Source organism: Stenotrophomonas sp. YJH_SMC_29, assembly GCF_059371235.1.
The window spans coordinates 66,466-79,790 of record NZ_JCAFUK010000007.1 but is presented as its reverse complement, the minus strand read 5'-3'; the positions used below and the strand labels follow the sequence as shown (position 1 = coordinate 79,790).

General features: G+C 67.9%; 17 protein-coding genes. 4 read left to right on the top strand and 13 right to left on the bottom strand.

Going from position 1 to position 13,325, the window contains the following annotated elements; genetic code table 11:
* The first annotated feature begins 20 nt into the window (after positions 1 to 20).
* A complete protein-coding gene (locus AC5P9I_RS09635; RefSeq protein WP_049464902.1) occupies positions 21 to 1,664 on the top strand; it encodes a catalase in 1,644 nt (547 codons plus the stop codon).
* A 107-nt stretch (positions 1,665 to 1,771) separates the two neighbouring features.
* Positions 1,772 to 2,374 (top strand): DUF937 domain-containing protein, encoded by a 603-nt coding sequence (locus tag AC5P9I_RS09630; protein ID WP_049464905.1) that lies wholly within the window; start codon positions 1,772 to 1,774, stop codon positions 2,372 to 2,374.
* Between the two features lie 38 nt (positions 2,375 to 2,412).
* Here AC5P9I_RS09630 and AC5P9I_RS09625 read toward each other — a convergent pair whose 3' ends face one another.
* Positions 2,413 to 2,820, bottom strand: coding sequence for an RNA-binding S4 domain-containing protein (locus tag AC5P9I_RS09625; RefSeq protein ID WP_130768602.1), 408 nt, complete (start codon positions 2,818 to 2,820; stop codon positions 2,413 to 2,415).
* 9 nt (positions 2,821 to 2,829) lie between these two features.
* Positions 2,830 to 3,069, bottom strand: coding sequence for a hypothetical protein (locus AC5P9I_RS09620; protein ID WP_049464910.1), 240 nt, complete (start codon positions 3,067 to 3,069; stop codon positions 2,830 to 2,832).
* A 62-nt stretch (positions 3,070 to 3,131) separates the two neighbouring features.
* On the opposite strand from AC5P9I_RS09620, the gene AC5P9I_RS09615 reads away from it, so the two are divergent.
* Positions 3,132 to 4,592 (top strand): MATE family efflux transporter, encoded by a 1,461-nt coding sequence (locus tag AC5P9I_RS09615; protein WP_049464911.1) that lies wholly within the window; start codon positions 3,132 to 3,134, stop codon positions 4,590 to 4,592.
* A 117-nt stretch (positions 4,593 to 4,709) separates the two neighbouring features.
* Here AC5P9I_RS09615 and AC5P9I_RS09610 read toward each other — a convergent pair whose 3' ends face one another.
* From AC5P9I_RS09610 to ffh, 10 genes are all read right to left on the bottom strand, one after another.
* Positions 4,710 to 5,117 (bottom strand): DUF1801 domain-containing protein, encoded by a 408-nt coding sequence (locus AC5P9I_RS09610; protein WP_049465485.1) that lies wholly within the window; start codon positions 5,115 to 5,117, stop codon positions 4,710 to 4,712.
* A gap of 38 nt (positions 5,118 to 5,155) precedes the next feature.
* A complete protein-coding gene (locus tag AC5P9I_RS09605) occupies positions 5,156 to 5,590 on the bottom strand; it encodes a DUF1801 domain-containing protein (RefSeq protein WP_049465488.1) in 435 nt (144 codons plus the stop codon).
* 78 nt (positions 5,591 to 5,668) lie between these two features.
* Entirely contained in the window at positions 5,669 to 6,049 is a 381-nt protein-coding gene (locus AC5P9I_RS09600; RefSeq protein WP_049465483.1) for a DUF6404 family protein, read from the bottom strand.
* An 82-nt stretch (positions 6,050 to 6,131) separates the two neighbouring features.
* On the bottom strand, positions 6,132 to 6,533 hold the full coding sequence (gene rplS / locus AC5P9I_RS09595; protein WP_005415736.1) for a 50S ribosomal protein L19: 402 nt from the start codon (positions 6,531 to 6,533) through the stop codon (positions 6,132 to 6,134).
* A 154-nt stretch (positions 6,534 to 6,687) separates the two neighbouring features.
* Entirely contained in the window at positions 6,688 to 7,446 is a 759-nt protein-coding gene (gene trmD, locus AC5P9I_RS09590; protein WP_049465481.1) for a tRNA (guanosine(37)-N1)-methyltransferase TrmD, read from the bottom strand.
* Positions 7,447 to 7,454: 8 nt separating this feature from the next.
* A complete protein-coding gene (rimM, locus tag AC5P9I_RS09585; RefSeq protein ID WP_049465479.1) occupies positions 7,455 to 7,967 on the bottom strand; it encodes a ribosome maturation factor RimM in 513 nt (170 codons plus the stop codon).
* Positions 7,968 to 8,011: 44 nt separating this feature from the next.
* On the bottom strand, positions 8,012 to 8,272 hold the full coding sequence (gene rpsP, locus AC5P9I_RS09580; RefSeq protein ID WP_005415733.1) for a 30S ribosomal protein S16: 261 nt from the start codon (positions 8,270 to 8,272) through the stop codon (positions 8,012 to 8,014).
* A gap of 98 nt (positions 8,273 to 8,370) precedes the next feature.
* Positions 8,371 to 9,183, bottom strand: coding sequence for an aminotransferase class IV family protein (locus tag AC5P9I_RS09575; protein WP_049465477.1), 813 nt, complete (start codon positions 9,181 to 9,183; stop codon positions 8,371 to 8,373).
* The gene (locus AC5P9I_RS09570; RefSeq protein WP_064237920.1) at positions 9,180 to 10,256 is read right to left on the bottom strand and encodes an NAD(P)H-dependent flavin oxidoreductase; all 1,077 of its coding nucleotides are present in this window, start codon (positions 10,254 to 10,256) and stop codon (positions 9,180 to 9,182) included. The genes AC5P9I_RS09575 and AC5P9I_RS09570 overlap by 4 nt, the downstream gene beginning before the upstream one ends.
* Positions 10,257 to 10,402: 146 nt before the next feature.
* Complete coding sequence (ffh, locus tag AC5P9I_RS09565; protein ID WP_005408591.1) at positions 10,403 to 11,779, bottom strand: signal recognition particle protein; 1,377 nt, start codon at positions 11,777 to 11,779, stop codon at positions 10,403 to 10,405.
* A 122-nt stretch (positions 11,780 to 11,901) separates the two neighbouring features.
* Here ffh and AC5P9I_RS09560 point away from each other — a divergent pair, with 122 nt between their 5' ends.
* Positions 11,902 to 12,696, top strand: a complete 795-nt coding sequence (locus AC5P9I_RS09560; RefSeq protein WP_130768603.1) for a cytochrome C assembly family protein — start codon at positions 11,902 to 11,904, stop codon at positions 12,694 to 12,696.
* Between the two features lie 76 nt (positions 12,697 to 12,772).
* Here the strand turns inward: AC5P9I_RS09560 and AC5P9I_RS09555 are convergent, their stop codons facing one another.
* A complete protein-coding gene (locus tag AC5P9I_RS09555; RefSeq protein WP_049465472.1) occupies positions 12,773 to 13,237 on the bottom strand; it encodes a YqhG/Tai3 family protein in 465 nt (154 codons plus the stop codon).
* Between the last annotated feature and the right edge of the window lie 88 nt (positions 13,238 to 13,325).

The window sequence follows — 13,325 nt, the reverse complement described above, 5'->3', positions numbered from 1 at the left end:
TTCACCCGCAGGAGCCAGCCATGAGCCAGTCCGATAACAACAGTCCCAAGTGCCCGTATCACACCGCGCCGTCGCCTGCAGACGCCGCCCAGCAGCAGCGTGAGCTCAGCACCACGCCGAAACAGAAGCAGGGCGACGATCCGGTCACGCCGATGACCACGGCCTTCGGCGCGCCGGTGGTGGACAACCAGAACAGCAGGACCGCCGGCCCGCGCGGGCCGCTGCTGATGGAAGACGTCTGGCTGCTGGAAAAGCTGGCCAACCTCAACCGCGAGATCATTCCCGAGCGCCGCATGCACGCCAAGGGCTCGGGCGCGTTCGGCACCTTCACCGTCACCCACGACATCACCCGGTACACGCGCGCCAAGCTGTTCGAGAAGGTCGGCAAGCAGACCGAGATGTTCGCCCGCTTCACCACGGTGGCCGGCGAGCGTGGCGCCGCCGACGCCGAGCGTGACATCCGTGGCTTCGCACTGAAGTTCTACACCGAAGAAGGCAACTGGGACCTGGTCGGCAACAACACGCCGGTGTTCTTCCTGCGCGACCCGCGCAAGTTCGCCGACCTCAACAAGGCGGTCAAGCGCGACCCGCACACCAACCTGCGCAGCGCGCGCAACAACTGGGATTTCTGGACGCTGCTGCCCGAAGCCCTGCTGCAGGTGACCGTGGTGATGAGCGACCGCGGCATTCCGCGCAGCTTCCGCCACATGCACGGTTTCGGCTCGCACACCTACAGCTTCACCAACGCCGACAGCGAACGCTTCTGGGTGAAGTTCCACTTCGTCAGCCAGCAGGGCATCGAATCGCTGACCGACGCGCAGGCGCAGATCCTGGTCGGCCATGACCGCGAAAGCCATGGCCGCGACCTGTTCGCCGCGATCGAGAAGGGCGACTTCCCGAAGTGGAAGCTGTTCATCCAGGTCATGCCGGAACTGGAGGCGGAAACCTACCGCATCCATCCGTTCGACCTGACCAAGGTGTGGCCGAAGAGCGACTACCCGCTGATCGAAGTCGGCCAGTTCGAACTGAACCGCAACCCGGTCAACTGGTACCAGGACGTGGAGCAGTCGGCGTTCGCCCCGAGCAACCTGGTGCCGGGCATCGGCCCGTCGCCGGACAAGATGCTGCAGGCACGCCTGTTCGCCTATTCCGATGCGCAGCGCTACCGGCTGGGCGTCAACCACCACCAGATTCCGGTGAACGCCGCGCGCTGCCCGGTGCACAGCAACCACCGCGACGGTGCGATGCGCGTGGATGGCAACTACGGCGGCCTGCCGCATTACGAACCGAACAGCTACGGCCAGTGGCAGGAACAGCCGCAGTACCGCGAACCGCCGATGAAGATCCGCGGCGACGCCGACTTCTGGAACTTCCGTGAGGACGACGCCGACTACTTCAGCCAGCCCGGCGCCCTGTTCCGCAGCTACAACCAGGCACAGAAGGACCGCCTGTTCGCCAACACCGCCCGCGCTCTGGGCGATGCGCCGGACTTCATCAAGCAGCGCCACATCGACAACTGCAGCAAGGCCGACCCGGCCTACGGTGCCGGCGTCGCTGCGGCCCTGAAGGCACTGGCCAGCCAGCCGTCGGATCCGTTCAAGCCGGCGCAGCCGGAAGCGGAGTTCCCCGCCGCCACCCCGGGCGCGGAAGACATCGAGCTCTGATCGCCCACCCCGCGTACGGCACGCCGCCTCCCCGTGGGGCGGCGTCGCCGTTTTAACGGTCCGCATCGTACCTTCGGCACGCCCCACCCCAACCAAGGATTCCGCAGATGAGCCTGACCGATGAACTTCTCGCCAAACTGCAGGGCGCCCCGCTGCAGCAGGTGTCGCAGCAGCTTGGCATCAGCGATACCCAGGCCTCCGGCGCGATCAGTGCCGCACTGCCGGTGCTGATGGGCGCGCTGGGCAACAACGCCTCGCAGCCGCAGGGCGCGCAGGCGCTGCTCGGCGCCCTGCAGAACAACCACAGTGGGCTGGACCTGGGCAGCGTGCTCGGTTCGGTGCTGGGCGGCGGTGGCGGTGGTGCCGCCAGCGACGGCGCCGGCATCCTCGGCCACATCTTCGGTGGCAGCCAGCAGAAGGTGGAAACCGGCCTGGCCCAGGCCACCCAGCTCGACAGCGGCCGCACCAGCCAGCTGCTGCAGATCCTCGCCCCGATCGTGATGGCCTTCCTTGCCCAGCGCCTCGGTGGCGGCCAGGCCGATGCCGGCTCGCTCAGCCAGGCGCTCGGCCAGGAAAAGCAGCAGGTGCAGCAGCAGGGCGGCATCGCCGGCGGCCTGCTTGGCAGCGTGCTGGACCAGGACGGTGACGGCCAGTTCGGGGTGGGCGATCTGCTGAAGATCGGCGGCAGCCTGCTGGGCGGCAAGCGCTGAGCCAAGGGGGCGCCGGACGCGGTCTGGCGCCCTGCAGCTTACAAAGCGTCGATATCGCCGAGTGCGCGGATCAACCGCCGCGCGCGCTTGTCCGGCTTGTGCTCCGGCGGCTGGAAACCATCGCGCGCCGCGATGCGCAGCGCGCGCTGTTCGGCACGGCGTGCCTTGGAGGCCTCACTCTCGGCATACAGCTGCTGCGCCGCGGGTGCGGGACCGCGCTGGTCGCTCAGGCCGAGCACCTGGATCTCGAAATGCTCCTCACCGCGGTCGACCTGCAGCTGCTCGCCCACGCGCACCGCGCGTGAGGATTTCGGGCGCTGCCCGGCGACGCTGACCTTGCCGGTCTCGATCGCCCGCTTGGCCAGGCTGCGGGTCTTGAAGAAACGGGCCGCCCACAGCCAGATGTCCAGGCGGACGCTGGGCGAAAACGGGGAAAGCTCGGTCATCGGCAGGGACTACTCCGTTCGCTTGTTCAGGGGACGCGGGTTGTCGGGGTCGGTGCGGCAGCCGCTGCCCCCGATCAACGTGGGTACGCCAGCAGACAGATCCTGGCGCTGGCTGCCGACCAGGCACTCGGGACGGTCGGTCGGCCGCACCTGGGCATCGCCCAGCCGGTCACCTGTCGAACATGCGGCCAGCGTGGCGCCGATCAAGGCCAGCGCCAGCCTCCGCTTCACCTGCAGTCGTTGATGCATTGCCACATCCCGCAAACCGGCTTGGTGCTAGTGTGCGCCTCCCGGGATTCGATCACCACTCCATGGCCAAAGCGCCGCTTGACCTGACCTCCGGCCCGATCGGCCGCAATCTCCTGTTGTTTTCCCTGCCGATCCTGGCGGGCAACATCGCGCAGTCGCTGAACGGTTCGGTGAACGCGGTCTGGGTCGGGCGCTTCCTCGGTGAGGCGGCACTGACCGCCACCGCGAACGCCAACAACATCATGTTCTTCCTGATCGGCTCGGTGTTCGGCTTCGGCATGGCCTCGACCATCCTGATCGGCCAGGCGATCGGCGCGCGCGACATCGCGCAGGCACGCCGCGTGGTCGGCACCAGCGCCACGTTCTTCATCGGCCTGTCGGTGATCATCGCCATCGCTGGCTGGTTCATGGCCCACCCGCTGCTGGCGGCGATGGGCACGCCGGCCGCCTCGCTGCCGCTGGCCGAGGCCTACCTGCAGATCATCTTCCTGGCGATGCCGACGCTGTACGCGTTCGCCTTCCTCACCGCTGCGCTGCGCGGCGCCGGTGATTCGCGCACGCCTTTCCGTTTCCTGCTGGTGTCGGTGGCGCTGGACATCGTGCTGAACCCGGTGCTGATCTTCGGCATGGGGCCGCTCCCCGCGCTGGGCATCGCCGGCTCGGCCTGGGCCACGCTGGTCGCGCAGACGCTGTCGCTGGCCGGCCTGCTGCTGTACATGCGGCACAAGCGCCACACCCTGTGGCTCGGCCGCGCCGACATGCGCCTGTTCAAGCTCGACATGGCCATCCTCAAGGCGCTGGTGGTCAAGGGCGTGCCGATGGGCCTGCAGATGGTGCTGATCTCGCTGTCGGTGATCCTGCTGATGACCATGGTCAACCAGTACGGCACCGACACCGCCGCCGGCTACGGCGCTTCCCTGCAACTGTGGAACTACCTGCAGATGCCGGCGATGGCGATCGGTGCGGCGTGCTCTTCGATGGCCGCACAGAACGTCGGTGCACAGCGCTGGGACCGCGTGCGCGGCACTGCACGCCAGGGCGTGCTGTTCAATTTCCTGTTGACCGGTGCGCTGATCCTGCCGCTGGTGCTGTTCGATCGCCAGCTGCTGGCCCTGTTCCTGCCGCCGGCCAGCCAGGCGCTGGACATCGCCCGTCACCTCAACCATGTGGTGATCGGCTCGTTCCTGTTCTTCGGCGTCAGCTTCGTGATCTCCGGCGTGGTGCGCTCCACCGGCGCGGTGATTCCGCCGCTGCTGATCCTGGCCGGCTCGCTGTGGGGCGTGCGCGTGCCGTTCGCCGAGCTGCTGCAGCCGTACTGGGGCGCCGATGCGATCTGGTGGAGCTTCCCGGTCAGCTCGCTGGTCTCGATGCTGCTGTCGCTGGCGTATTACCGCTGGGGCGGCTGGCGCAAGGCAAGGATGCTGGGCAAGCCGTCACACGCCGAAGCGCTGGCCACGCCGTCGGAAATTCCGGCCTGCCCGCCATCGCCGGTGGCCGACCCGGATGCCGCGCCGCCACGGTAGTGCCGGCCGCTGGCCGGCAACCTCACGGACCAACCCATGACACGGTAGTGCCGGCCGCTGGCCGGCAACTTCAAACCTCTCCGGAAGCATCGCGTAACAGCCGGCCAGCGGCCGGCTCTACCGCTTCTTCTTCGCCGCGTTGAACGCCGCCGCCGCGCGCAGCAGCGCCTTGAACGCCGCGGCATCGGGCATCACGCCTTCATGGATGTCGATCGCACGCCGCGTGTTGCCTTCCAGGCTGGCGTTGAATAGACCTTTCGGGTCCGCCAGCGCCGCCCCGTGGGCGAAGGTCAGTTTTACCGCCTGCTTGTAGGTCTCACCGGTGCACAGGATGCCGTTGTGCTCCCACACCGGCGTACCGCGCCATTTCCAGGTTTCCTGCACGTCCGGCAGTGCTTCATGGATCAATGCACGCACGCGTGCCAGCGTTTCGCCGCGCCAGTCACCCAGCTCGGCGATGCGTGCATCGATCAGTTCGGTCGCCGGGGTTCCAGCATCGGCAGGGTTCGGAGCATGCGTGGCCATCAGGGGCTCTCGTCGGGAAGGGAATCGGAATGCCGGGCTTACATGCGCTCGCCGGGCAACGCGGCGGCCTGGCGCACCCAGTCCAGGAACTGCGCTTCATCCAACAGGCCGGATTCGTGGATGTGCAGGTAGCGCGTGTCGGCGCTCCTGGACGGCTCCGGTGGCGGCGGCGTCAGTGCAGCGCCGCGGAAAAAGGCCACCTTGATGTAGCGGGTGAAGCAATGGAAGCTGAGAAACCAGCCCGCGCCGGCGGCCACCGCATACATCGGCGAGTTCCACTTCACCGCCTTGTGCACGCCGGGTACGGCCCGTTCGATCAGGGCATCCAGTCGCGCGCCAATCGGGCGTTTCCAGTCCGGCATGGCGGCGATGTACGCCTGCACCGGGGCATCGCCCTCGCCCTTGGCGATCTGCGGGTTGCCACCGGACAGCAGGGTGGGCGCAGCGGCGGGTGCGGTTCGCTTGGCAGGCATCGCACGTACGGGCATCGGGATGATGCGGCAGCCTAACGCGGCCCGTAGCCGTCGGTCACGGCGCAGTGCGCCATCGACTCAATCGGCCTGCCGCGCCCGGAACTGGCGCCAGTCCGGCAGCTTGCGGTGGCGGCGCAGCGAGCGCATCAGCGCCGCCATCACCATGCCGAACAGCGCTCCGCCCAACAGGCCGGCCACCAGCAACAGCACCAGCGGACGTTCGCTGCCCTGCCACAGCATCAGCCACATCAGCGCGGTCCAGAACAGCCCGAACAGCAGGCCCTGCACCAGCGCGTTGGTACCGAAGCCAGCCAGGATCGGCGGCGGCAGTGCGATGCCGGCGCGCCACAGCAGCCGATGCAACAGCGGCGCCGATTGCCCGCGTGCCAGCCCCTTGCCGTCCAGGAAGCGCAGCGCCGACTGGATCACGGCGGGGTAATGCCGGTTGATGTCATTCATCAATTCATCGTGGCCGATGCGATGCCGGAAACGCAAACGGCCACCCGAAGGTGGCCGTCGCGGCAACAACCGAAGTTGTTTATCAGGCCTTGTCGGCCAGACGGGCAGCCTTGGCGGCAGCAGCGGCAGCCAGGTCTTCCTTGATGCGGGCAGCCTTGCCTTCCAGGCCACGCAGGTAGTACAGCTTGCCGGCGCGGACCTTACCACGACGCTTCACTTCGACCGAGTCGATGATGGCGCTGTGGGTCTGGAAAACGCGCTCGACGCCGTAGCCGTGCGAGATCTTGCGGACGGTGAACGAGGAGTTCAGGCCGGCGTTCTTGGTGGCGATGACAACGCCTTCGTAGGCCTGCACGCGCTCGCGGCTGCCTTCCTTCACCTTCACGTTGACGACAACGGTGTCGCCCTGGCTGAACTTCGGCAGTTCACGGGTGATCTGGGCGGATTCGAATTCCGCGACGATGGACTTGTTCAGCTTGCTCATGGGTTACACCGATTCTTGTTCGGGTGGGCGTGTCGTATCGACAACGTAGGCTCATGCAGTCACCGGACTGTGCTGCACGTTTGTTTTGGGTACTGCGCGCGCCAACCGGGGCTGGCGGGAATTGGTCATGATAGCCGATAAAGCCAGCCCTGCGCTAGGGGCTGGCCTTCTGGTTCCGGGCCTGGCGGCCCTGCTCCAGCAGTTTGCGGTCGGCCTTGCCCAGTGCCTGTTCATCCAGCAGGTCCGGGCGCCGCTGGGCGGTCCGGAGCAGCGACTGCTGGCGGCGCCAGGCGGCGATGGCCGCGTGGTTGCCCGAGCGCAGCACCTCCGGCACGTCCCCCAGCGGGTGCTGGGCCGGCTGGCTGTAATGCGGGCAGTCGAGCAGGCCGAGGTCGCCCTCGAAGCTGTCCTGCGCCGCCGATTCCGCATCGTTCAGGGCACCGTCCTGCAGGCGGGCCACGGCGTCGATGATCACCGCCGCGCCCAGCTCGCCGCCGGACAGCACGTAGTCGCCGAGGGAGATCTCCTGGTCGACATTGGCCTCCAGGAAACGCTCGTCGATGCCCTCGTAACGGCCGCAGAGCAGGACCATGCGCGGCAGCGCCGCCAGTTCCCGCACCTTGGCCTGGGTCAACGGCGCACCCTGCGGGCTGAGGTAGATCACCGGAGCCGGGGTCGGATCAGCCTCACGGATCGCCTGCAGGCAGGCCTGCAACGGCTCGATCAGCATCACCATGCCCGGACCGCCGCCGAACGGACGGTCGTCCACGCGGCGGTAATTGCCTTCGGCGTAATCACGGGGATTCCAGCCATGCAGGCTGAACAGCCCCTTCTCCTGCGCACGCCCGACCACGCCCAACCCAGCGGACTGGGCGAGGAATTCGGGGAACAGGGTGATGACGTCGAAACGCATGCTCAGGCTCAGAACTCGGGATCCCAGTCGACCACGACCAGGTTGGCCTCGAAATCGACCGATTTGACGAAATCCGGCTGCACGAACGGAATCATCCGCTCGCGGTCGCCACGGACCACCACCACGTCGTTGGCACCGGTGCTGAACAAGTGCGAGACCTGGCCCAGGGCAACGCCCTCGGTGGTCTTCACGTCCAGGCCTTCCAGGTCGACCCAGTAGTACTCATCGGGCTTCGGCGGCGGCAACGCGCTGCGGGCCACGCAGATCTCGGTGCCGCGCATCGCTTCGACGGTATCGCGGTCCTCGACGCCGGGGAAACGGGCGACCAGGTGCTTGCCGCTGTCACGGCCACGCACGCCTTCCAGCGTGGTTTCCACGCCGGACGGGCTGCGCACGATCCACGGCTGGTAACGGAAAATGGCGGAACGTGGCTCGGTCCAGGACTCGAGCTTGATCTCGCCGCGCACACCAAAAGCGCCGACTACCCTGCCCAGCAGGATGCGGCGCTCGATATCTTTCATCTGCTTCAACCAAGAGGGCCACGCCGAAGCGTGGCCCGTCAGGATCAGGCCGCAGCGGCCTGGGACTTGGTCGCTTCCTTGATCAGGTTGCGGACCTTGTCGGTCGGCTGGGCGCCGTTCTTGACCCAATGGTCAACGCGGGCCAGGTCCAGCTCGATGCGCTTCTCGGCGCCCTGGGCGACCGGGTTGTAGAAGCCAACGCGCTCGATGTTGCGGCCGTCGCGCGCGCTGCGCACGTCGGTGACGATGATGTGGTAGAACGGACGCTTCTTGGCGCCGCCGCGGGTCAGTCGAATCTTGACCATGGTGTTTTTCCTATTGCCCAGTCGCCAGGATGGCGAGGTAAGCGGGCGATTATAGCGGCAGAGCCCGGCCGAGCCAACCCCGGGGAGCTCGCCCGGGGTCAGATCCTTTTTGCGCCGCAAAAGGGAGCTGACCCCAATCTGTCCCAAGGCACCGCCGCCAGCACCGCCCTGCCCCGTTCAGCCAAGGCCTGCGAGCCAGAAAACACGTGCCCGTCGATGGCGTCCAGCGCCCACAGGCCGCTGGCGTTGCAGGCGAAAGCGGCCTTCACACTGCCCAGGTCCGCCAGCCGCAACGGCTGCGTCGCCTGTGTCCCCGGCCAATGCTGCTTCAACAGCGCCTCGGCGGTCCCGCGCAGGGCCGGCGCCTGCGGCCAGAGCAGCCGTTCACCATCGTGCACGGCCAGGTTCCAGGTACTGCCTTCACTCACTTCGCCATCGGCGGTCACGAACAGCACGTCGTCGAATCCGTCCGCCATCGCCGCGCGCCGCTCAGCGAACAGGCCAAACGTGCCCACATGCTTGATCTGCGGCATTTCGCGCTGCCAGGCCACGCTGCGCAGGCGCTTGGGCGCGGCCAGGGCCACCGGTGCGGACACCGCCACCAGCACGTCCACCGGCACCGCCGCCAGCGGGCTGCGGAAATCGAACCGGCGCGAGTACACCGTCACCCGCAGCGAGGCATCGGCCAGGCCGGCCTGCTGCAGCGCCTGTGCCATCCAGCCCCGTACCTGCCCCGTATCCAGCTCGCTGCCGAACAGTGCACGCGTGGCCTGTGACAGCCGCGCCAGATGCAGGTCCAGTCCCTGCACCGCATGGCCGCGCACCTGCAGCGAGGTGAAGTGGCCGTAGTTCACCAGCGCCGGCAGCAGGTCCTCCACCTGCGCCGGCTGGCCATTGCAGGTGACCCTCATCGCAGCAGTGCCTGCGCCTGTTCCCACATGCCGCGCAGCACGCCGGCGGCCGGCTGTGCCGGCGCCATCCATGCTGACTGCCCGGCCCAGGCCTGCATCGCCGCCAGGCGATTTTCCTGCACGGCCTGCCTGCGCATCGGCGCGGTCAGGCCACGCTGCACCGGGTACGGGCGCGGCGCGGGGGCGCCTTCGGCAGCAGCGGCGCGCACATACGGGGTCGCCAGGCCGCGGCCGAGGCGGCCACTGAACGCACGCGTCGGCCAGGTATCTTCCGGTTCGCTGGCGGCCAGCCCATCGGCCCACGCCGACGCAATCGCTGCTTCCGGCGTGCGCAGGAAGGCGGTGCCGATCTGCACGGCGCTGGCGCCCAGAGTGAGTGCGGCAGCGATGCCACGGCCGTCGGCAATACCGCCCGCGGCAATGACCGGGATCTGCAGGTGATCGGCCAGGCGCGGCAGCAGTGCGAACAACCCGACCAGCTGGCGCTCGGCCAGCGCCGGATCGAACGCGCCGCGGTGGCCACCGGCCTCGGCGCCCTGTGCCACCACCGCATCGGCACCGGCGTCCTGTGCCGCACGCGCTTCGGACAACGTGGTCGCGCAGGCGATCCAGGCAATGCCGGCATCCTTCAGCTGCTGCACGTGGCGCGGCAGCAGCACGCCCATGATGGTCGAGGCCACCGCTGGACGCGCCGCCAGCAGCGCGGCGAACTGTTCTTCGAAATCGGCAGGCGTGGCGTCGGCGGCGCTGGCTGGCACGTCCGGGCCCCACTGCGCGAGGAAAGCGCGGCTGGCGGCCTCGGCGGCCACATCACGGGTCGGTGCGGGATCGGGCACCCACAGGTTCACCTGGGCCGGGCCGGTCGAAGCGGCGCGGAATTCGTCCATCCAGCGACCGATATCGGCCGAAGAGGACAACACCGCGCCCATCGCGCCCATGCTGCCGGCGTTGGCCAGCGCGGCCGACAACGGCACCGGACAGGCACCGGCCATCGGTGCCAGCAGGATCGGAACGGATACGCCAAAGCGCCGGCAGAACGCCTCGACGCGGGAAGTTACAGCGGAACTCTGCATGACGGCCCATCGTTTCGGACAGGCCACCATGGTGCGCGCGGGACAGGGGTGGCGTCGAGCCCGTTGCCCGACCGCCTGCTGCGGCGCTTGCGCCGCCGCCCGAGCGAGGGCTCGGGCGCTACATCACACTGCGACCGGGGCCGTCATCAACGGAACGGCATGCCACGGCCGCCCATGGCACCCATCATGCCCTTCATGCTGCGCAGCATGCCCTTCATGCCGCCGCCGGCCATCTTGCTCATCATCTTTTCCATCTGCATGTACTGCTTCATCAGCTTGTTGACGTCGGCCGGGGTCACGCCCGAGCCCTTGGCGATGCGCGCGCGGCGCGAGCCATTGAGCAGGTTCGGGTTGCGCCGTTCCTTCTTGGTCATCGAGCTGATGATGGCGATCATGCGCGGCACTTCCTTGCCCTGGCTGACCTGCTGCTTCAGATGGTCGGGGATGTTGCCCAGGCCTGGCAGCTTGTCCATCAGGCCGCCGATGCCGCCCATGTTCTGCATCTGCTCAAGCTGGTCGCGCATGTCGTTCAGGTCGAACTTCTTGCCCTTGGCGACCTTCTCGGCCAGCTTGGCCGCCTTGTCCTTGTCGACCTGCTGCTCCACCTGCTCGACCAGCGACAGCACGTCGCCCATGTCGAGGATGCGGCTGGCGATACGGTCCGGATGGAACACGTCCAGGCCTTCCGGCTTTTCGCTGACACCGACGAACTTGATCGGCTTGCCGGTGATGTAGCGGACGCTCAGTGCGGCGCCGCCACGGGCGTCACCGTCGGTCTTGGTCAGCACCACGCCGGTCAGCGGCAGCGCGTCGCCGAAGGCCTTGGCGGTGTTGGCCGCGTCCTGGCCGGTCATGGCGTCGACCACGAACAGGGTTTCGGCCGGATTCACCGCCGCGTGCAGGGCCTTGATCTCGGCCATCATCGCTTCGTCGATGGCCAGGCGGCCGGCGGTATCGACCAGCAGTACGTCGACGAACGACTTGCGGGCATCGTCGATGGCGGCGCGGACGATGGCTTCCGGCTTCTGGTCGGCGCTGGACGGGAAGAACAGCACGCCCACCTGCTCGGCCAGGGTCTTCAGCTGCTCGATCGCGGCCGGACGGTAGACGTCGGCCGAGACCACCATCACCTTCTTCTTGCGCTTTTCCTTCAGGTGCTTGGCCAGCTTGCCGACCGTGGTGGTCTTGCCGGCGCCCTGCAGGCCCGCCATCAGGATGATGGCCGGGGCGGGCACGTTGAGGTTCAGGTCGCTGGCTTCGGCGCCCATGACCGCGGTCAGTTCGTCGCGCACCACCTTGATCAGGGCCTGGCCCGGGGTCAGCGACTTCAGCACTTCCTGGCCGACCGCACGCACCTTGATGCGCTCGATCAGGGCCTGCACCACCGGCAACGCAACGTCGGCCTCGAGCAGCGCGATGCGCACTTCGCGGGTCGCCTCGCGGATGTTCTCCTCGGTCAGGCGGCCGCGGCCACGCAGGCGCTCGATGGTGCCGGAAAGGCGCTGGGTCAGGGACTCGAACATGCGGCGCAACCTGTCTGAAAGCGGGGGACAATAAGGCCGACAGTATAACGGGTCCGGCTGTCTGCCCGGGCTGCGACGACGGGGCCGTCGCCACCACCGCAGGGGTATGCGAAACTGCAACGATGACAATCGTTCTCATCGCCGTCCTGCTCTACCTGGCTGCCAGTGCCCTGCTGGTGCGCGCGCTCTGCCGCGATGAAACCTCCGGCTCGCCCACCTGGCTGTGGCCGGCCCTGCCGGCGATGCTGCTGCATGGCGGTTACCACGTGATGGTGGCGATGCGTACCACGGGCGGGCCGGACATGCACTTCTTCGCCGCGCTGTCTCTGGTCGGCCTGGGCATGGCCTGGCTGACCTCGCTGGTGGGCGCGCGCGGCCGCATGTCGGCGCTGGGCGTGGTGGTGTTCCCACTGGCCGCGGTACTGCTGCTGGCCTATCACGGCTACGGCCACGAGCCGAGCAAGGTGCTGGGCTGGCGCCTGGCCAGCCACGCATGGCTGGCGCTGCTGGCCTACGCCACGCTGAGCATCGCCGCGCTGCTGGCGATCATGCTGTGGCTGCAGGAACGCGCGCTGCGCCGCCGTGAGTTCCGGCCGTGGCTGCGCGCGCTGCCACCGCTGGCCGACCTGGAATCGCTGCTGTTCCGGGTGATCACGGTCGGCTTCGCGCTGCTGACCCTGACCCTGGTCACCGGCGTGCTGTTCGTCGATGACCTGCTGGCGCAGAAGCTGGTGCACAAGACCGTGCTGAGCGTGCTGTCGTGGATCGTGTTCGGCGTGCTGCTGGTCGGACGCCGTCGTTACGGCTGGCGCGGCATGAAGGCCGTGCACTGGACGCTGGCGGCGATGCTGTTGCTGCTGCTGGCGTTCTTCGGCAGCCAGTTCGTGATCGAACTGGTGTTCGGGCATACGCGTTAAGGCGTAATGGCCCGGTAATACCGGCCGCGGGCCGGGCCGGCAACTGAACCACGCCCTGCGTGGATGCCGCAGACGATCAAGGCAGCGGCTGCGCCAGGATCTTCCGTACCGAGCGTCCACTGTTGGTGAGAATGTCATCGACCTGCCAGCAGCCCTGGCCCTGGCGCACCATCGGCAGGCGGGTCAGGTAGGCCTTCTTCCATACCGCATAGCGCATCTCGACCTGGCCCGCGGTGGCCGACGCCTCTTTCCAGCGGTAACGCACCGGGGTTTCAATGTCGCCGTCCTGCGCATCCAGCCACGGATCGGAATCGATCGTGCAGATGCCTTCTTCGCGCTGCTGGCAGGCGCGCTCGCCGCGCAGTGCCTTGCCGAACGCCGGGCTGACCAGCGCCGGTGGCGGTTCCAGCAGGTCGCCATCGCCGGTCGTCGCCTCGAAGAAGGCACGGGCAACGGCCACGGGTTCCTGGCAGGCCGGTGCGGCCTGCGCGGTGGGGGCCAGCAACAGCCCGGCAAGCACGAACATCCCTGTCTTCCGCATGTATTCCTCCTTGAGGTAGTGCCGGCCGCTGACCGGCACACAGGATATCCCGGTGCTGCCGGCCAGCGGCCGGCACTACCCGATACCC